The following is an 18244-nucleotide window of genomic DNA, read 5'->3' as shown; positions in this document are numbered from 1 at the left end:
CCCGTCCCGGCGTGGCCGTGCGGCGGCGGGAGGGCCCGCGGGCGCTAGCCTCCTGGCCCGGAGCCCGTCCGCCGCAGCCGGCGTGGCGGCGAGGGCGAGGACGGGAGCCGGATGAGCACCATCGGCGTGGACATCGGCGGGACCAAGATCGCGGCCGGGGTCGTCGACGACGACGGCGCGGTCCTGGCCCGCACCCGGCGCGACACCCCGGCGACCGACCCGGAGGCCATCGAGGACGCCGTGGCCGACGCCGTCGCCGAGCTGCGGGCCGAGCACGACGTGACGGCCGTCGGCGTCGCGGCCGCGGGGTACGTGGACGCCACCCGCTCCGTCGTCGTCTTCGCGCCCAACCTCTCCTGGCGGCACGAGCCGCTGCGCGAGGAGGTCGAGAAGCGGGTCGGGCTGCCGGTCGTCGTCGAGAACGACGCCAACGCCGCCGCCTGGGGCGAGTTCACGCACGGCGGCGGGAAGGGCAGCCGCGACATGGTGCTGCTGACCGTCGGCACGGGCCTCGGCGGCGGGATCGTCCTCGACGGCGAGCTGGTCCGAGGCACGGGCGGCATGGCCGCCGAGGTCGGCCACCTGCGCGTCGTCCCCGACGGCCACCAGTGCGGCTGCGGCCGGACCGGCTGCTGGGAGCAGTACGGCTCCGGCTCGGCGCTCGTCCGCTGGGCGCGGGCGCTCGCGCGCACCGAGCCCGTCGCCGCCGCGCGGCTCCTCGAGCTCTCCGGCGGCGACCCCGACGCCGTCATGGGCGTCCACGTCACGCAGGCGGCCGAGGAGGGCGACGTCGCGGCGGTGCGCCTCGTGGCCACGCTGGGGCGCTGGCTCGGCGAGGGCGCCGCGAGCCTGGCCGCCGTCCTCGACCCGGGGCTCGTGCTCGTCGGCGGCGGCGTCAGCGAGGCCGGCGACCTCCTCCTGCAGCCGATGCGCGAGGCCTTCGCCGGCGCGCTGACGGCGGCCATGCACCGTGACCTCGCCCGGATCGACGCCGCCGTCCTCGGCAACGACGCGGGCATGGTCGGGGTCGCGGCGCTCGCCGCGCGCCCGTGAGCCGTCCGCCCGGCCCGCAGGACGACCTCCCGGACCGGCCCGGCCGGGACGGCCTGCCGCCCGCGCGGCCCCGCCGGCGGCCGCGCGACGGCGAGGGCACCCCGGCGCAGCGCCGCCGCGCCGCCCGCGAGCGCTCGACCCTGCTCCCCGGCGGCGTCGACGAGGTCGCCCGGCAGCGGCGGCACCAGGCGGGGGAGCGGCTCCGCCGCCAGGCGCGGCGGGCGTGGATCGGGGACGGGCTCGCCATCGGCATCGACATCGGCGGCACGAAGGTCGCGGCCGGCGTCGTCGACGCCGAGGGCCGCGTGGTCGCCCGGGCCCGCCGGGAGACGCCGACCCGCAGCCCGCAGGCGGTCGAGGACCTCATCGCCGACCTCGTCGAGGAGCTGTCGGCCCGCCACGACGTCGTGTCGGTCGGCATCGGCGCCGCGGGCTTCGTCGACGCCACCCGCTCGACGGTCCTCTTCTCCCCGCACCTCGCGTGGCGGGACGAGCCGCTCCGCGAGGCCGTGGAGCTGCGCGTGCGCGAGCGGCTCGGCCGGCGCGTCGGCCGTCGCACGCTCGTGGAGAACGACGCCAACGCCGCGGCCTGGGCGGAGTACCGCTTTGGCGCGGGACGCGGCGAGCCGCACCTCGTCGTCATCACCCTCGGCACGGGCATCGGCGGCGCCGTCGTCCGCGACGGGCGCCTGCAGCGGGGGCGGTACGGCATCGCCGGCGAGTTCGGCCACATGGTGCTCGTGCCCGGCGGGCACCGCTGCGAGTGCGGCAACCGCGGCTGCTGGGAGCAGTACGCGTCGGGCAACTCCCTCGGCCGCGACGGGCGGGAGCTGGCGCGGGGCGGCTCGCCCTTCGGCCACGCCCTGCTCGCCGGGGCCGGCGGCGACGCCGAGGCGGTCCGCGGCCCGGTCGTGACCGCCGCCGCCCGCGCCGGCGACCCGGCGGCGGTGGAGATCATGGAGGACACGGGGCGCTGGCTCGGGACGGGGCTGGCCAACCTGGCCGCCGCCCTCGACCCGGGCACCTTCGTCATCGGCGGCGGCGTCAGCGAGGCCGGCGAGCTGCTGCTCGGCCCGGCGCGCGAGGAGATGCGGCGCACCCTCACGGGCCGCGGGCACCGGCCCGAGGCGGAGGTCGTCCTGGCGCGGCTCGGGCCGGACGCCGGCCTCGTCGGCGCGGCGGACCTCTCGCGGGGCTGGGGATGACGGCCGGGCGGGCACCGGGGACGACGCTGCGTGTCCTCACCTGGAACGTCCACGGGCTGCGCGCGGGCGCCGACGCCGTCGCCGGGGTGCTGCGCGACGCCGGGTGCGACGTCGCCCTCCTGCAGGAGGGCCCCCGCGGGCCCCGCACGCTGCCCCGCGCCGCCGACCTCGCGCGCCGCGCCGGGATGCTCGTCGGCGCCGCCGGCCGGCCCGCCGCGGGGGCCGTCGTCCTCGTCGCCGCCCGGCTCGACGTCCTCGCGGCCGCGGCGACGGAGCTGCCCGTCCGCGGGCTGCGCATGCCCGTCCGCGGGAGCGCGACGGCGCTCGTGGCCCCGCCCGGGGGCGCGCCCGTCGTCGTCTCCAGCGCCCACCTCGGCCTCTCCGAGGACGAGCGGGCCGACCACGTCCGGCGGCTGCAGCCGCTGCCGGACGACGTCGTCGGCCGGGCGCCCGGGGCCGTCCCGCGCGTCGTCGGGGTGGACCTCAACGAGCGCCCGGGCGGGCCCTCGTGGTCGACGCTGCTGCCGGACGCCGAGGACTGCTGGGCCGTGGCCGGCCGCGACGGCGACGGCGCGACCTACCCCGCGGCGCGTCCGCGGCAGCGGATCGACGCCCTCCTCGTCCGCGGCGCGCGCGTCCTCGCGACGACGGTGCCCGCGGTGGACGGCGCCAGCGACCACCGACCGGTGGTCGCCGACCTGGCCGTCGGGGACCCGGTCCGCGCCTGACGCCCCGGGCGCCGGGCCGGGCGGGTCAGACCACCGCGCCGTCGTCGTCGTCGTCCCGCGAGCGCGGCAGCCGCGAGACGAGGACGGCGAAGCCCGCGACGAAGGCCGCCACGGCGGCGAGCACGACGAGCGTCGGGGCGTCCCGCCACACGAGCGCGCACAGGAGCAGCAGCGCCGGCCCCGCGAGGGCACCGACCCAGGCGAGACGGGTGACGCGGTCCGTCGGGGGCGCCGGGGCCAGCGGCGGGGGCTCGTAGTGCCCCTCGTCCTCGGGCACGACCGGCGGTCGCTCGTCGGGCGTGGGGCCGGCCGGACGGTCCTCCCAGCCGACGACGTCGTCGTCGGCGCCGGGGGACGGCCGGACCGGCTGGGCCGGCCCGTCGCCCCGTGCGCCCGGGGCGGGCGGCGGACCGGGCGGGACGTCCTGCGGGCCGGGGAGGCCGGGCGTGCCCGGCCCGGCCCCAGGGGCCGGGGTGCCCGGCTCGCGCACGACCCGCCGCCCGGGCGCGCCGCCGTCGCGGCCCGACGGGCGCGGGGGGCGTCGCACCTCGGCGGCGGCGTCGGGGACGTCGCCCCAGCGGGCGACGATGTCGGCCCAGGCCGCCTCGACGTCGACGTCCGACCGGCGCGACGGACCGCCACGACCCTCGACGTCACCCTCGACCTGAGGTCGAGAGTCGGCGTCGGCGGCGTCGGCGGCGTCGGCGGCGTTGGCGGCGTCGTCCGTGCCTCCGGCGGGACGGTCCTCGTCCTCCGGGCGCGGCTCGTCGGCGGTGGTCATGCGGGCACCCCCGCCACGGGCGTCGTCGCGGTCCGGCCGTCGACGACGTCGTGGACGAGGCGCAGGGTCTCCTCGACGACGAGGGGGAAGTCGTGGTCGAGCGTCGCCACGTGGTAGCTGCGCTCGAGGCGGACGTCGCGGACGTCGGCCGAGCCGAGGCCGGCTCGGACGACGCGTGAGCTCTCCGGCGGGATGAGGTGGTCCTGCGGCGAGGAGGCCACGAGCGTCGGCTGCGTCACGAGGGGCAGGTCGCGCCGCACCTCGGCCATGAGGCCGAGGAAGGACGTCAGCGCCCGCAGGGGGACGGCGTCGTAGCCCAGCTCGGTGCGTCCCGGCATGGCGATGTCGTCGGCGACGCCCGGCACCGTGCGCCGCAGCAGCCGCAGCACGGGGAGCGCCACGAGGCGGGGGTCCCCGAGGAGGACGGCGGGGTTGACCACCGCGACGCCGTCGACGAGGTCGCGCTCGTGGACGGCGAGCCGGAGGGCGAGGGCGCCTCCCATCGACAGGCCGGCGACGAGGGTCACGTCGCACCGGTCGCGCAGCTGCTGGAGGTCGGCGCGGGCGAGGGAGTACCAGTCGCGCCACGTCGTGCGGTCGAGGTCACGGACGTCGGTGCCGTGCCCCGGGAGCCGGGGGACGGCCACGGCGAGCCCGGCGTCCGCGAGGGCGTGGGCCCACGGGAGGACGGAGGCGGGGCTCCCGGTGAAGCCGTGGAGGACGAGGACGCCGACGCGGGGCCCGTCGCCCGGGCCCGCCGGGGGGTCGGCCGACCAGGCCTCGGCGCCGCGCACGACGAGGGGGGTGCGCGCGGGGGGACGGCCCGCGCGTCGTCCGGTCCGGGGGTGGCGCTGGGGCACGGGCCGATCGTCGCACGGACGCCCCCGCCGCGTGCCCGTCGGGAGCGGCCGCGCCCGGACGGGCGAGGCCGCCACCCGGGAGGCGGACGGGCGGACCCGGACGACCGCCCCGGACGGGCGCCGGGGATGGGCGCCGGGGACGGGCGCCGGGGACGGGCGCCGGGGAGGGGGCGCCCCCGGGGTGGCCCTACGCTCGACACCCGCCCGCCGCCGCACCGGCCGCGGGCCGGCTCCAGCGCAGGGGCCGGCGGCAGCGGGAGACCGGGAGGGGTCGTCGGTTGCTCTACTGGCTGCTCAAGCGGCTCGTCCTCGGGCCGTTGCTCCTCACGACGTACCGGCCGTGGGTCGAGGGCGCCGAGCACGTCCCGGACCACGGCGGCGCGCTCCTCGTGAGCAACCACCTGTCCTTCAGCGACTCGATCTTCCTGCCGCTCGTCCTCGACCGCCGGGTCACCTTCCTCGCGAAGGACGACTACTTCACCGGCCGCGGCGTCCGCGGCCGGCTCACGGCCGGCTTCTTCCGCGGCGTGGGGCAGCTGCCCGTGGACCGCTCCGGCGGCACGGCCGGGCTGGCGGCCCTCCGGACCGGGCTCGCCGTCCTGCGGCGCGGCGAGCTGCTCGGCATCTACCCCGAGGGCACGCGCAGCCCCGACGGCCGCCTCCACCGGGGCCGCACGGGGGCGGCGCGCCTGGCGCTCGAGAGCGGCGTCCCGGTCGTGCCCGTCGCCATGGTCGGCACGGACGTCGTCCAGCCGGTCGGCCGGGTCGTGCCGAACCTCAGCCGCGTGGGCGTCCGGGTGGGGCCGCCCGTGGACCTGTCCCGCTACGCCGGCCGCGCCGACGACCGCTTCGTCCTGCGGGCGGCGACCGACGACATCATGCGGGCGCTCGTGGCGCTGTCCGGCCAGGAGTACGTCGACGTGTACGCGACCGTCACCAAGGACGTCATCGCCCGGCACCGCGAGCAGGGCGCCGAGGGCCCGCCGCCCCTGCCGCCGTCCGGCGTCCCGGGCGGCCTGGCGCCGGACGGGCCGGCCCGCCCCGTCGACGGCCCGGGGGGCGGCGCGACCGGCCCGGCGCGCCCCGGCGGCACGCGCGGCGGCCGTGCGGCGGTGCGCGGGAGGCGGCGCCGGGGTCGGTAGCGTGCCCCCGTGCCGCAGACGACGACCCCGTCCTCGCCGGAGAGGCCGGGTCCGACCGTGCCCCGCCCCTTCGGGTCGGTCCTCGTGGCCATGGCGACGCCGATGACCGCCGACGGCTCGCTCGACGTGGACGGCGGTGTCCGCCTCGCCGAGCACCTCGTCGACGCCGGCTGCGACGGCCTGGTCCTCCACGGGACGACGGGCGAGTCGCCCACCACGACGCCCCGGGAGAAGGACGTCCTGCTGCGCGCCGTGCTCGAGGCGGTGGGGGAGCGGGCCCACGTCCTGTCCGGCGCCGGGTCCAACGACACCGCCGCCAGCGTCGAGGCCGCCCGCGCCGCGCAGGACTCGGGCGCCCACGGCCTGCTCGTCGTGACGCCCTACTACTCGAAGCCGCCCCAGGCGGGGCTGCTGGCGCACTTCCGCGCCGTCGCCGGCTCGACCGACCTCCCGGTCATGGTCTACGACATCCCCGGGCGCACCGGCGTCCCCGTCGGCGTGGACACGCTGCGGGCGCTCGCCGAGCACCCCCGGGTCGTCGCGGTGAAGGACAGCCGCAACGACCTCTTCGCCGCCTCGCAGGTCATGGCCACGACGGACCTGGCCTGGTACTCCGGCGAGGACGCGCTCAACCTGGCCCACCTCGCCGCCGGCGCGGCCGGCGTCGTCAGCGTCGTCGGCCACGCCGCCGCGGGCGCCTACCGGACCATGGTCGACGCCGTCGACGCGGGCGACCTGCCCACGGCGAGGGCCGTCCACACCCGGCTGCTGCCGGTCGTCGACGCCATCATGAACCGCACCCAGGGCGCCGCCTCGGCCTCGGCCGTCGCGCAGCTGCTCGGTGCCACCTCCCACCGCACCGTGCGGCTGCCCCTCGTCGCGCTCGACGACGACGAGCACGAGCTGCTGCGCGCTGCCCTGACGGAAGCAGGTCTCCTGTGAGCCACCCCCACCCCGAGCTGGGACCGCCCCCCGAGCTGGCGGAGGGCACGCTGCGCGTGACCCCGCTCGGCGGCCTCGGCGAGGTCGGGCGCAACATGACCGTCCTCGAGACGGCCGGCAAGCTGCTCGTCGTCGACTGCGGCGTCCTCTTCCCCGAGGACCACCAGCCGGGCGTCGACCTCATCCTCCCGGACTTCTCCTCCATCGCCGACCGGCTGGACGACGTCGTCGCCGTCGTCCTCACCCACGGCCACGAGGACCACATCGGCGCGGTGCCCTACCTGCTGCGCCTGCGGCCCGACATCCCCCTCGTCGGCTCCACCCTGACGCTCGCCCTCGTCGAGGCGAAGCTCAAGGAGCACCGGATCCGGCCGTACTCGCTCACGGTCCGGGAGGGCCAGGTCGAGGACCTCGGCCCCTTCTCCGCCGAGTTCGTGGCCGTCAACCACTCCATCCCCGACGCGCTCGCCGTCATGGTCCGCACGGCGGCCGGCTCGGTGCTGCTGACCGGCGACTTCAAGATGGACCAGCTGCCGCTCGACGGCCGCATCACCGACCTGCGGGCCTTCGCCCGGCTCGGCGAGGAGGGCGTCGACCTCTTCTGCGTGGACTCCACGAACGCCGAGGTCCCCGGCTTCACGATGTCCGAGCGGGAGATCGAGCCGTCGCTGGACCGGGTCTTCCGGACCGCCGACCGCCGGATCATCGTCGCGTCCTTCGCCTCCCACGTGCACCGCGTGCAGATGGTGCTCGACGCCGCCGCCCGCTCCGGGCGCCGCGTGGCGCTCGTCGGCCGCTCCATGGTCCGCAACATGGGGATCGCCGCCGACCTCGGCTACCTGACCGTGCCGGACGGCGTCCTCGTCGACGCCAAGCAGGTCGACGACCTGCCGCAGCACCGGGTCGTCCTCATGTGCACCGGCAGCCAGGGCGAGCCCATGGCCGCGCTGTCCCGCATGGCCAACAACGACCACCGGGTCCGGATCGGCCGCGGCGACACCGTCGTGCTCGCCTCCTCGCTCATCCCCGGCAACGAGAACGCGGTCTTCCGCGTCATCAACGGGCTCACGCGGCTCGGCGCCAAGGTCGTCCACTCGGGCAACGCCCGCGTCCACGTCTCGGGCCACGCCAGCGCCGGCGAGCTCCTCTACTGCTACAACATCGTGCGCCCGAAGAACGTCATGCCGGTGCACGGCGAGCACCGCCACCTGCACGCGAACGCCGACCTCGCGGTGGCCACCGGCATCCCGCGCGAGCGCGTCGTCATCGCCGAGGACGGCGTCGCTGTCGACCTGCGCGACGGCGTCGCCCGGATCGCGGGCGCGGTGCCGTGCGGCTACGTGTACGTCGACGGCTCCTCGGTCGGCGCCATCACCGACGCCGACCTCAAGGACCGCCGCATCCTCGGCGACGAGGGCTTCATCTCCGTCTTCGTCGCCGTCGACGCCTCCTCCGGCGCCGTCGTGGCGGGCCCGGAGATCCACGCCCGCGGCGTGGCCGAGGACTCCGCCGTCTTCGCCCAGGTGCGCGGCCAGGTGGTCGCGGCGCTCGAGCAGGCCGCGGCCAACGGCACGACGGACACCCACCAGCTCCAGCAGGTCGTGCGCCGCGTCGTCGGCCGCTTCGCCTCGGGCCGCCTCCGCCGCCGGCCGATGATCGTCCCGGTCGTCGTCAGCGCCTGACGCCCGCCGCGCCGCCCCGGCTCGGCCGGGGCGGGCCGGGGCGGCGATACGGTGCCGCCATGGCGACGCGCGGCTCCACCACGGCCCGGCGCCCGGGTCCCGCGCGCTCCGGCGGCGGCGGCCGGGGCGGCTCGCGTCCCGTCCCCCCGCCGGCCGGCTCGGTCCTCCTCCGCGGCCTGCGGGCCGTCTGGGGCGGTGCCGCCCGCGTCGTCGGCGGCGGGGTGCGGCGCGTCGGGGCCGGGGCCCGCGACCTCGACCCGGCGCACCGCCGCGACGGGCTCGCCTTCGCGCTGCTCGGCCTCGGCGTCCTCGTCGCGGCCCGCGAGTGGTGGGGCGTCACCGGCACCATCGGCGTCGCCGTCCACGACGTCGTCGCCGGCACGGTCGGCCTCGTCGCCCTCGTCGTGCCGCTGGCGCTCCTCGCCGCGTCGGTGCGGCTCATGCGCCACCCCGACCGGCCCGCCGGCAGGGACCGCTCCTGGGTCGGCGTCGTCGCGCTCCTGCTCTCCGCCTGCGGCCTCGTGCACCTCGGCACGGTCGGGGCGGACGCCGCCGCGACCGCCCCCGTGCTCCGCTCCGGCGGCGGGGTCCTCGGCTTCGTGGCCGCGGCGCCCCTCGCCCGCGGGACGGCGCCCGCCGTCGCGGTCGTCGTCCTCCTCCTGCTCGGCCTCTTCGGGCTGCTCGTCGTCACGGGGACCCCCGTCCACGCCGTCCCCGAGCGCCTCGCCGCGCTGCGGGACCGCCTCCTGCGCCGCGAGCACCGCGCCGACGCCGGCTACGGCCCCTCCGACGAGCTGCCCGAGCCGGGCACCACGCGCTCGCGCGGCTCCCGCCGTCCGGCCGACGAGGACGTCGACGAGGCGCCCGCCCCTGCCCGCCGGCGCGGCCGCTCCCGGAAGGACGCCGACGCCGCGGTGCCCGCTGAGGAGCCGACCGGCGTCGCGGGCGAGGGGGACCCGGGGGACGAGGACGGCCACAGCCGCGCCCGCCGCGCCGCCGAGCGGCTGCGCCGCCGGGCCCGGGGCGAGGCCGCGGCCGCGGAGACGCCGGCCGAGGCCGAGCCCGTCGGCTGGTCGCGCGCGGCCGGCGGCGACGCGGGCGCCGACGAGGACGACCCCGCCGACCCCGTCGACGGCGCGCCGCCCGCCCCGCGCCCCGGCCGACGCCGCGCCCCCGCCCCGGCCACCGCCCGGGTGCCGGCGCAGGCCGCGCCCGCGGAGCCGGCCGAGGACCTCGAGGCGCCGCCCGTCACCCAGCTGCCGCAGCGCGTCGAGCAGCTGCTCCTCGGCGGGGACGTCACGTACAGCCTCCCGGCGTCGGACCTGCTCACGCCGGGGACGCCGCACAAGGCCCGCAGCGCCGCCAACGACCGCGTCGTCGAGGCGCTCACCGGCGTGCTCGAGTCCTTCGACATCGACGCGGCCGTCACCGGCTTCAGCCGCGGCCCGACGGTCACGCGCTACGAGGTCGAGCTCGGCACGGGCGTCAAGGTCGAGCGCGTCACGGCGCTCAGCAAGAACATCGCCTACGCCGTCGCCAGCGCGGACGTGCGGATCCTCTCGCCCATCCCGGGCCGGTCGGCCATCGGCATCGAGATCCCCAACGCGGACCGCGAGACGGTCTCCCTCGGCGACGTCCTGCGCAGCCAGGCGGCCCGGCACCAGACGCACCCCCTCGTCATGGGCGTCGGCAAGGACGTCGAGGGCGGCTACGTCGTCGCCAACCTCGCCAAGACGCCGCACCTGCTCGTCGCGGGCGCCACGGGCGCCGGCAAGTCGGGCTTCGTCAACGCCATGATCACCTCGGTGCTCATGCGGGCGACGCCGGACGAGGTCCGCCTCGTGCTCGTCGACCCCAAGCGCGTCGAGCTGACGGCCTACGAGGGGATCCCGCACCTCATCACCCCGATCATCACGAACCCGAAGAAGGCCGCCGAGGCCCTCGAGTGGGTCGTGCGGGAGATGGACGCGCGCTACGACGACCTCGCGACCTACGGCTTCAAGCACGTCGACGACTTCAACGCGGCCGTCCGCGCGGGCCGGGTGCAGGCGAAGCCCGGCGTCGAGCGGGTGCTGCAGCCGTACCCCTACCTGCTCGTCGTCGTCGACGAGCTGGCCGACCTCATGATGGTGGCCCCCCGCGACGTCGAGGCCTCGATCCAGCGCATCACGCAGCTGGCGCGCGCGGCGGGCATCCACCTCGTGCTCGCGACGCAGCGCCCGAGCGTCGACGTCGTCACCGGCATCATCAAGGCCAACGTGCCGTCGCGGCTGGCCTTCGCCACGAGCTCGCTCGCCGACTCCCGCGTCGTCCTCGACCAGCCCGGCGCCGAGAAGCTCATCGGCCAGGGCGACGCGCTGTTCCTGCCCATGGGCAGCTCGAAGACCATGCGCGTCCAGGGGGCGTGGGTCACCGAGGCCGAGATCGGCGCGGTCGTCGCGCACGTCAAGGAGCAGCTGGCCCCCGTGTACCGCGACGACGTCGTCGTCACGGCGCCGGAGCGGCAGGTGGACGAGGAGATCGGCGACGACCTCGACCTGCTCCTGCAGGCCGTGGAGCTCGTCGTCACGACCCAGTTCGGCTCGACGTCGATGCTCCAGCGCAAGCTGCGCGTGGGCTTCGCCAAGGCGGGGCGGCTCATGGACCTCATGGAGTCGCGCGGGGTCGTCGGCCCGAGCGAGGGCTCCAAGGCACGGGACGTCCTCGTGCGCCCGGACGACATGCCCGGCACGCTCGCGGCCCTGCGCGGCGACCCGTCGCCGTCGGGCGGCGACGCGCCCTACGAGCAGGCGGTGGAGGTCGAGCCGGTGCGCCGGCCGGCCGCCGCACCGGCGGGCGGTCGCTACGGCGCCCCCGGCGAGGACGACTGGGACGGCGGGCTCCCGCCGCCCCCGCGCAGCTACGACGACGGCCACGACGGTGCCGGCTCGGGCGGCTGGGACGACGACGACGACGGCGACGACGCCTGGCAGCTGACGGGACGGTGATCGGCTCATGAGCACGACGGACCTGGTGGGGGCCCCCGCGGCCGAGGACGGGCCGGAGCTCCCGGGCCCGCCCCTGGACCTGCTGGTGTGGGACGCGCCCAACATCGACATGACGCTGGCCAACGTCATCGGCGAGCGCCCGTCGCCGTCGTCGCGGCCGCGCTTCGACGCCATCGCGCGCTGGCTCGTGACGACCGCGGGCGAGCACGACGTCGAGGGCTGCGTCTTCACCAACATCGTCCCCGCGGCCGCGCCGAACATGCGCGGCTGGGTCGAGGCGGTCCGCTCCTTCGGCTTCGCGGTCTTCGCGCGCCCCAAGACGCAGCCGGACGACGACGTCGACGAGGCGATGCTCGAGCACGTCGCCCGGCGTGCCGAGGAGGGCACCCTCGCCCGCGTCGTCGTCGCCAGCGCCGACGGCCGGAACTTCCGCGAGCCGCTCGAGCAGCTGGCCCGGCAGGGCGTCGAGTGCGTCGTCGTCGCGTTCTCCGAGGTCGCGGGCTACGCGCAGGAGTCGGACCTCATCACCTTCCTCGACATCGAGGACGTGCCGGGCGCCTTCACGAGCCCGCTGCCGCGGATCCGGCTCGACAACCTGCCGCCCGAGGGCGCCTGGCTGCGGCCGACGCGGTCGATGCGCTCGCTCGTGGAGGCCACCGCCGGCTGAGGCCCCGGGCTGCACCGGGTCGTCGTCCGGGTGTCACCCGCCCGCCACGGCGGGGCCACCCGCCGCTCGTCGCGGGGGCGTCTGCTGGGTCCATGACGCGCCGAGACGCCGGACCTGCCCGGGACGCCGCCCGCTCCACGGGGCGCGCCCCCGCCGGGCCGAGGCGTCGTGCCGTCCTCGGCGCGGGCCTCGCCCTCGGCGGGCTGGCGGTGGCCCCCGCGTCGGCGGCGCGGCCGGGGTCCCCGGCGCTCGTGCGCCGGGGACGCCCCGGGCTGTCCCTCGGCGTCGCCTCCGGCGACGTCACCCGGACCACCGCCGTCCTGTGGGGCCGGGCGGACGCGCCGGGCCGGCTCGTCGCGGAGGTGCGGGAGCCCGGCCGGGGCGGCGGGTGGCGCCGCGTGCCCGGGCCGGTCGTCGGCACGGGCACCGACCTCACCGGGACGGTGCGGCTCGACGGGCTCCGGTCGGGGGAGACCTACGAGTACCGCCTGCTCGTCGAGACGGCGGACGGACCGGGCGAGGCGGCGTCGGGCCGGCTCACGACGGCCCCGCGGGCCCGCCGCGACGTCTCCTTCGTCTGGACCGGCGACACGGCCGGCCAGGGCTGGGGGCGGCACGTCGACCTCGGCATGCCGGGCTTCGCGGCGATGCACGCGACGGAGCCCGACTTCGTCGTCCACAGCGGCGACACGGTCTACGCCGACGGGCCCATCGCCCCCGAGGTGCTGCTGCCCGACGGGACGACGTGGCGCAACGTCGTCGAGGACGGCGTCGAGCGCCGCGCGCAGAGCCTCGACGAGTTCCGCGGCCGCCACCGCTACAACCGCGGCGACGCGCACGTGCGCGCGCTGACCGCCGGTGCACCGCTCTACGCCCAGTGGGACGACCACGAGGTGACGAACAACTGGTACCCCGGCGAGCTCCTGCCCGCCGACGTCTACGACCGCGAGCGCCGCGCCGACGTCCTCGCCCGGTGGGGGCGGCAGGCCTTCGTCGAGTACCACCCCTTCGACGGCCGGCGCCGCGACGCCGAGGGCAAGGTGTACGGGTCCTTCTCCCGGGGGCCGCACCTCGACCTCTTCCAGCTCGACATGCGCACCTACCGCGGCGCCAACAGCCCCAACGTGCAGCCGGCCGCCGGGCCCGCCACCCGCTTCCTCGGGCAGGAGCAGGCCGACTGGCTCGTGCGCGAGACGCGCCGGAGCCGGGCCACGTGGAAGGTGGTCCTCGCCGACATGCCGCTCGGGGTCGTCGTCCCCGACGGCTCCGGCTTCGAGGCCGCGGCCAACGGCGACGACGGGCCGCCGCTGGGCCGCGAGCTCGAGCTGGCCGACCTCCTGCGCCGCCTGCGTCGCGCCCGCGTCACCGGCCTCGTGTGGCTCACCGCGGACGTCCACTGGACGGCGGCCCACCACTACGACCCCGCCCGGGCGGCCTTCACCGACTTCGACCCCTTCTGGGAGTTCGTCTCGGGCCCCATCCACGCCGGCGCCTTCCCGGTCGGGGAGCTGGACGGCACCTTCGGCCCGCGGCGGGTGTTCGCGGCCGGCCCGTCGTCGGCCAACGAGAGCCCGCTGGGGCGCAACCAGTACTTCGGGCACGTCGCCGTCGAGGGCCGCACGGGCACGATGACCGTGACGCTCCGCAGCACGCGGGGCGACGTCGTCCACACCGAGGTGCTGGAGCCGCCGGTGCGTCGGTGACGCCGTGGTGGCCGGACCGGTGGGGGGCCGGGTCGCTCGCCGCCGCGGCGACGGACCCGGCGGAGAACCAGGTCATCGGCCGCCGCGGCGGCAGGAGGCGAGGCGAGCCAGGTCGCTCGCCGCCGCGCCTACAGTGGGGAGGGTGAGCACCACGACGCAGGTCCCGACGACGACGGCCGCGGACGGGCCCCCGGCCCGCCGGTCGGTGGCGCTCGTGACGCTCGGGTGCGTGCGCAACGAGGTCGACTCCTCCGAGCTCGCCGGGCGCCTGTCGAGCGCCGGGTGGGACCTCGTCGACGACGCCGCCGAGGCCGACGTCGCGGTCGTCAACACGTGCGGGTTCGTCGAGCAGGCGAAGAAGGACTCCGTCGACGCGCTGCTCGAGGCGAGCGACCTCAAGGAGACCGGCCGCACGCGCGCCGTCGTCGCCGTGGGGTGCATGGCCGAGCGCTACGGCACCGAGCTGGCCGAGCAGCTGCCCGAGGCCGACGCCGTCCTCGGCTTCGACTCCTACGCCGACCTGTCCGGCCACCTCGACGCCGTCCTGGCGGGGGAGCGGCCCGCGAGCCACGTCCCGCGCGACCGCCGCACGCTGCTCCCGCTGTCCCCGGTCGCCCGTCGTGCGGCCGCCGCCGACGTCGCGACGCCCGGCCACGGGGCGGCCGCCGACGAGACCGCCGCGCTGCTCGCCCCGGCGTCGGGCCCGCCCGTGCTGCGGCGGCTGCTCGAGCCCGGCCGTCCGTGGACGCCGCTCAAGCTGGCCTCGGGCTGCGACCGCCGGTGCACCTTCTGCGCCATCCCCGCCTTCCGCGGCGCCTACCTGTCCCGCCCGCCGCAGGAGGTCCTCGACGAGGCCCGGTGGCTGGCCGACCAGGGCGTCCGCGAGCTGCTGCTCGTCAGCGAGAACTCCACCTCGTACGGCAAGGACCTCGGCGACCTGCGGGCGCTCGAGGAGCTGCTGCCGCGCCTGGCGGCCGTCGACGGCGTCGAGCGCGTCCGGGTCACCTACCTGCAGCCCGCGGAGGTGCGCCCCGGCCTGCTCGAGGTCATCGCGGGCACGCCGGGCGTGGCCGACTACTTCGACCTGTCCTTCCAGCACGCGGCGCCGGCCCTGCTGCGCCGGATGCGCCGCTTCGGCGGCAGCACCGACTTCCTCGCCCTCCTCGACCGGGTCCGGTCGCTCTCGCCGACGGCGGGCGTCCGCTCCAACGTCATCGTGGGGTTCCCCGGCGAGACCGAGGCCGAGCTGGCCGAGCTCGAGGACTTCCTCCGGGCGGCGCGCATGGACGTCACGGGCGTCTTCGGCTACTCCGACGAGGACGGCACGGCGGCCGTGGACCTGCCGGACCACCTGCCCGCCGAGGTCGTCGAGGAGCGCCGCGCCCGCGTCGAGCAGCTCGTCGAGGCCCTCGTCGACGAGCGTGCCGCCGAGCGCGTGGGCGAGACCCTGCACGTCCTCGTCGAGGAGGTCCCGGGCCCCGGGGCGGACGACGACGCGGCCGTCGTCGGCCGTGCGGCGCACCAGGGCCCCGAGGTCGACGGCACGACGGAGCTCCGGCTGCCCGTGGGCGCGCCGCTGCCGCGGGTCGGCGACCTCGTCGAGGCCGTCGTCGTCGACGCGTGGGGCGCCGACCTCGTGGCCGAGCCCGTCGGGGGAGCGGCGCGCACGGGCAGGGCCGCGCCGTGACCTCCTGGCTCGTCGCGCGTCGCCACGCGGACGGGCGGCCGAGCGCCTGGAACCTCGCGAACGCCCTCACGGTGCTGCGGGTGCTGCTAGTCCCGGTCATGGCCGTGCTCCTCGTCATGGACGACGGCGAGCAGGGCGGGTGGCGCCTCGGGGCCGCGCTCGCCTTCGCCGTCGCCATCGCCACCGACAAGGTGGACGGCGAGATCGCCCGCCGCCACGACCTCGTCACGGACTTCGGCAAGCTCGTCGACCCCATCGCCGACAAGGCGCTCATCGGGACGGCGCTCGTCCTGCTCTCGGTGCTCGGCGAGCTGCCGTGGTGGATCACCGTCGTGGTCCTCGTCCGCGAGCTCGGGGTCACGCTGCTGCGCTTCCTCGTCATCCGGCACGGGGTCATCCCCGCCAGCCGCGGCGGCAAGCTCAAGACGGTGCTGCAGAGCGTCGCGATCGCGCTCTACCTCGTCCCGCGCCCGGACGGCGTCCTCGGGGGCCTCCTGCCCGCCGTGCTGGACCCGCTGGCGCTCGTCGTCATGCTCGTCGCGGTCGTCGTCACGGTCGTCACCGGCGTCGACTACGTGCTGTCGGCGGTGCGGCAGCACCGCGCCCGTCGTCCCGGCGGCGCCGGCCGTGCCCGCTGACGGCACGGTGGACGACGGCGGGACGGCGCGCCGCTGCGTCGGGCTCGCCCGCGACGCCGGGCTCCGCGTCGCCGTCGCCGAGTCGCTGACCGCCGGCCTCGTCGCCGCCCGCCTCGCCGACGTCCCCGGGGCGTCGGCCGTCCTCCGCGGCGGCGTCGTCGCCTACGCCACCGACGTCAAGGCCTCGGTGCTCGGCGTCCCGGAGGACCGGCTCGCCCGCACGGGCCCCGTCGACGTGGACGTGGCCCGCGCCATGGCCGACGGCGTCCGTGCCCTGCTCGGCGCCGACGTCGGGGTGGCGACGACGGGGGTCGCCGGGCCCGGTCCCGCCGACGGCCACGCGGCCGGGACGGCGTTCGTGGCCGTGACCGGCGCGGCGGGCGAGCACGCCGAGGAGCTGCACCTGCCGGGGGACCGCGCGGCCGTGCGCGCCGGTGTGGCCGAGGCCGCCCTGCGGCTGCTCGCGGCCGCCCTGGCCGACCGGGACCGGCCCGCCCCGTCGGCGTAGGTCAGCGCGGCGCACCGTCCCCGCGTCCCCGGCAGGTGCCCCGCGGGGGGTGCCCGTGGAACACCGGCCGCACCCGTCCGCGTTGAGGTGGGCGTGACACCGACCGGCCCCGCTCCCTCCCGCCGACGCCCCGGGTACCGTGGGGCGATGACCACCGGCCCCGCCGCGCCCGCCGGACGCAGCACGCGTCCCGAGCTGCCGGCTCGCCGTCGTCCCGTGCAGGCCCCGCCCGCGGGTCCGTCGCGGGTCCGTCCCGACGACCGCCGCACCGAGCCCGCCCGGGACGCCCGCCCCGGCGTCCGGGCCCAGCGGCCCGCCCCCGTCGCGCCGCCCGCGGCCCCGCTGCCGCCCGCCCCGCGGCCCGTCGCCACCGCACCGGTGCTCCTGCGCCGTGAGCTGGGCGACGCCCTCCGCGGGCTCCGGCAGGAGCAGGGGCGCACCCTCCGCGAGGTCTCGGGCACGGCCCGGGTCAGCCTCGGCTACCTCTCCGAGGTCGAGCGCGGCCAGAAGGAGGCCTCGTCGGAGCTGCTGTCGTCGATCTGCGGGGCGCTCGGCACCCCGCTGTCGGCGCTGCTGCGCCAGGTGAGCGACCGCGTGGCCCTCGCCGAGGACCTCGTCGTCCCCGACGTCGTCCCGGCCGACCTCGTCGAGGACGGCCGCCGGCCCGAGGGGCTCGTCAGCGCCGCCTGACGCCCCACCGCCCCGTGACGACGTCGTCGCCACGGGGCGTCCCTCATCGGCCCCGGGAGTAGCGCGGCGTCTGCCCCGTCCGCCTCCGGTCGTGCCCGAGCGGCGTCTGCGGCCGCCCGTCGTCGGTCGGCCGCGGGCCCGGCTGGCAGTGCGGGCAGGAGAAGGCGCTCCGCGCCGTGGGACCCGTCCCGAGCGGCGCGACCCGCACCGTCGTCCCGCAGCGCAGGCAGGGCAGGCCGGACCGCGCGTGCACGTACCGGTTGCGGCCCGGACGCGTGTCGCCCGTCGTCGTCTGGACGGGCTCCCGCGCGTCGGCGGCCGCGCGCATCATCCGCCGCAGGCGGGCCAGCAGCCCGGGCACGTCGGCGACGTCGCCGACCGGCGCCCAGGGGCTCGTCCCGACGAGGAAGAGCGCCTCGCTCATCCAGAAGGTGCCCACGCCCGCCACGAGCCGCTGGTCCAGCAGGGCGTCGCCCACCTCGCGCGCCGGGTCGGCGGCGACGGCGCCCGCCGCCGTGGCCGCGCCCCCCTCGTCCCACCCGTCGGCCAGGAGGTCCGGCCCGAGGTGGCCCACGAGCTCGCCCTCCGCCGCCGTCGGCAGAAGGTCGAGCATCCCGAGACGGTGCCCGACGGCGGTCCACCGCGGCCCCTCCAGCACGGCGCGGACGCCGTCGGACGACCGGGCGCCCCACGGGCGCCCCGTGGGCGTGACGTGCCAGGAGCCGTCCATCCGCAGGTGGCTGTGCAGGGTGAGGCCGGCGTCGGTCCGCAGCAGGACGTGCTTGCCGAGGGCGACCACCTCGGTCACGCGCTGGCCGGACAGGTCCGTCGTCGCCAGCGACGGCCACCGCAGGTCGCTGCGCGCGAGCACCTCGCCGCCGAGGGCGGCGTGCAGCCGGCGGGCGGTGCGCAGGACGGTGTCACCCTCCGGCACGGCGACCCCCGTCCCGTCGGGGGGCCGCGACCGGGGC

General features: G+C 78.1%; 16 protein-coding genes. 13 read left to right on the top strand and 3 right to left on the bottom strand.

Translation table 11 applies throughout. The features are described 5' to 3' along the window. The first annotated feature begins 111 nt into the window (after positions 1–111). From EDC03_RS01530 to EDC03_RS01520, 3 genes are read left to right on the top strand one after another with little or no spacing between them, the layout of a single operon-like run. Positions 112–1053, top strand: a complete 942-nt coding sequence (locus EDC03_RS01530) for an ROK family glucokinase (protein ID WP_123378423.1) — start codon at positions 112–114, stop codon at positions 1051–1053. Beyond that, positions 1050–2258 (top strand): ROK family glucokinase, encoded by a 1209-nt coding sequence (locus EDC03_RS01525; protein WP_338418790.1) that lies wholly within the window; start codon positions 1050–1052, stop codon positions 2256–2258. Before EDC03_RS01530 ends, EDC03_RS01525 begins: the two co-directional genes overlap by 4 nt. Next, positions 2255–2986 (top strand): endonuclease/exonuclease/phosphatase family protein, encoded by a 732-nt coding sequence (locus tag EDC03_RS01520; protein ID WP_123378422.1) that lies wholly within the window; start codon positions 2255–2257, stop codon positions 2984–2986. Before EDC03_RS01525 ends, EDC03_RS01520 begins: the two co-directional genes overlap by 4 nt. Before the next feature lie 25 nt (positions 2987–3011). On the opposite strand, the gene EDC03_RS01515 is transcribed toward EDC03_RS01520, so the two are convergent. After that, entirely contained in the window at positions 3012–3767 is a 756-nt protein-coding gene (locus EDC03_RS01515) for a hypothetical protein (protein ID WP_123378421.1), read from the bottom strand. Next, positions 3764–4627: an alpha/beta hydrolase gene (locus tag EDC03_RS01510; protein ID WP_158674160.1), complete on the bottom strand. Its 864-nt coding sequence runs from the start codon at positions 4625–4627 to the stop codon at positions 3764–3766. Before EDC03_RS01510 ends, EDC03_RS01515 begins: the two co-directional genes overlap by 4 nt. Before the next feature lie 278 nt (positions 4628–4905). On the opposite strand from EDC03_RS01510, the gene EDC03_RS01505 reads away from it, so the two are divergent. The 10 genes from EDC03_RS01505 to EDC03_RS18480 all read left to right on the top strand — a co-directional run bounded on the left by EDC03_RS01505 (position 4906) and on the right by EDC03_RS18480 (position 17273). Beyond that, positions 4906–5769, top strand: a complete 864-nt coding sequence (locus tag EDC03_RS01505; RefSeq protein WP_123378419.1) for a lysophospholipid acyltransferase family protein — start codon at positions 4906–4908, stop codon at positions 5767–5769. A 90-nt stretch (positions 5770–5859) separates the two neighbouring features. Beyond that, positions 5860–6711 (top strand): 4-hydroxy-tetrahydrodipicolinate synthase, encoded by an 852-nt coding sequence (gene dapA / locus EDC03_RS01500; RefSeq protein WP_123378755.1) that lies wholly within the window; start codon positions 5860–5862, stop codon positions 6709–6711. Continuing rightward, positions 6708–8393, top strand: a complete 1686-nt coding sequence (locus EDC03_RS01495; RefSeq protein WP_123378418.1) for a ribonuclease J — start codon at positions 6708–6710, stop codon at positions 8391–8393. Before dapA ends, EDC03_RS01495 begins: the two co-directional genes overlap by 4 nt. A gap of 59 nt (positions 8394–8452) precedes the next feature. Further along, positions 8453–11380: an FtsK/SpoIIIE family DNA translocase gene (locus EDC03_RS01490; RefSeq protein ID WP_123378417.1), complete on the top strand. Its 2928-nt coding sequence runs from the start codon at positions 8453–8455 to the stop codon at positions 11378–11380. Positions 11381–11387: 7 nt separating this feature from the next. Continuing rightward, the gene (locus EDC03_RS01485) at positions 11388–12047 is read left to right on the top strand and encodes an NYN domain-containing protein (protein ID WP_123378416.1); all 660 of its coding nucleotides are present in this window, start codon (positions 11388–11390) and stop codon (positions 12045–12047) included. 92 nt (positions 12048–12139) lie between these two features. Beyond that, a complete protein-coding gene (locus EDC03_RS01480; RefSeq protein ID WP_123378415.1) occupies positions 12140–13750 on the top strand; it encodes an alkaline phosphatase D family protein in 1611 nt (536 codons plus the stop codon). Positions 13751–13892: 142 nt separating this feature from the next. Beyond that, positions 13893–15437: a 30S ribosomal protein S12 methylthiotransferase RimO gene (gene rimO / locus EDC03_RS01475; RefSeq protein ID WP_123378414.1), complete on the top strand. Its 1545-nt coding sequence runs from the start codon at positions 13893–13895 to the stop codon at positions 15435–15437. After that, positions 15434–16075 (top strand): CDP-diacylglycerol--glycerol-3-phosphate 3-phosphatidyltransferase, encoded by a 642-nt coding sequence (gene pgsA, locus EDC03_RS01470; RefSeq protein WP_123378413.1) that lies wholly within the window; start codon positions 15434–15436, stop codon positions 16073–16075. The genes rimO and pgsA overlap by 4 nt, the downstream gene beginning before the upstream one ends. Beyond that, the gene (locus EDC03_RS01465; protein WP_241966962.1) at positions 16065–16583 is read left to right on the top strand and encodes a CinA family protein; all 519 of its coding nucleotides are present in this window, start codon (positions 16065–16067) and stop codon (positions 16581–16583) included. Before pgsA ends, EDC03_RS01465 begins: the two co-directional genes overlap by 11 nt. 342 nt (positions 16584–16925) lie before the next feature. Then, complete coding sequence (locus EDC03_RS18480; RefSeq protein ID WP_422393782.1) at positions 16926–17273, top strand: helix-turn-helix domain-containing protein; 348 nt, start codon at positions 16926–16928, stop codon at positions 17271–17273. A gap of 43 nt (positions 17274–17316) precedes the next feature. On the opposite strand, the gene EDC03_RS01455 is transcribed toward EDC03_RS18480, so the two are convergent. Beyond that, a complete protein-coding gene (locus tag EDC03_RS01455; RefSeq protein ID WP_123378411.1) occupies positions 17317–18207 on the bottom strand; it encodes a DNA-formamidopyrimidine glycosylase family protein in 891 nt (296 codons plus the stop codon). Positions 18208–18244: the final 37 nt, after the last annotated feature.

Source organism: Pseudokineococcus lusitanus, assembly GCF_003751265.1.
Classification (GTDB): Bacteria; Actinomycetota; Actinomycetes; order Actinomycetales; family Quadrisphaeraceae; genus Pseudokineococcus; species Pseudokineococcus lusitanus.
The sequence above is the reverse complement of the archived record's forward strand: the minus strand, read 5'-3'. Positions and strand labels throughout refer to the sequence as shown.

What these genes read in the sequence shown, in the direction of transcription:
- EDC03_RS01530 (WP_123378423.1), top strand. Translation starts at nt 112, where the DNA reads ATGAGCACCATCGGCGTGGACATCGGCGGGACCAAGATCGCGGCCGGG.
- EDC03_RS01520 (WP_123378422.1), top strand. Translation starts at nt 2,255, where the DNA reads ATGACGGCCGGGCGGGCACCGGGGACGACGCTGCGTGTCCTCACCTGG.
- EDC03_RS01515 (WP_123378421.1), bottom strand. Translation starts at nt 3,767, where the DNA reads ATGACCACCGCCGACGAGCCGCGCCCGGAGGACGAGGACCGTCCCGCC.
- dapA (WP_123378755.1), top strand. Translation starts at nt 5,860, where the DNA reads ATGGCGACGCCGATGACCGCCGACGGCTCGCTCGACGTGGACGGCGGT.
- EDC03_RS01490 (WP_123378417.1), top strand. Translation starts at nt 8,453, where the DNA reads ATGGCGACGCGCGGCTCCACCACGGCCCGGCGCCCGGGTCCCGCGCGC.
- EDC03_RS01485 (WP_123378416.1), top strand. Translation starts at nt 11,388, where the DNA reads ATGAGCACGACGGACCTGGTGGGGGCCCCCGCGGCCGAGGACGGGCCG.
- EDC03_RS01480 (WP_123378415.1), top strand. Translation starts at nt 12,140, where the DNA reads ATGACGCGCCGAGACGCCGGACCTGCCCGGGACGCCGCCCGCTCCACG.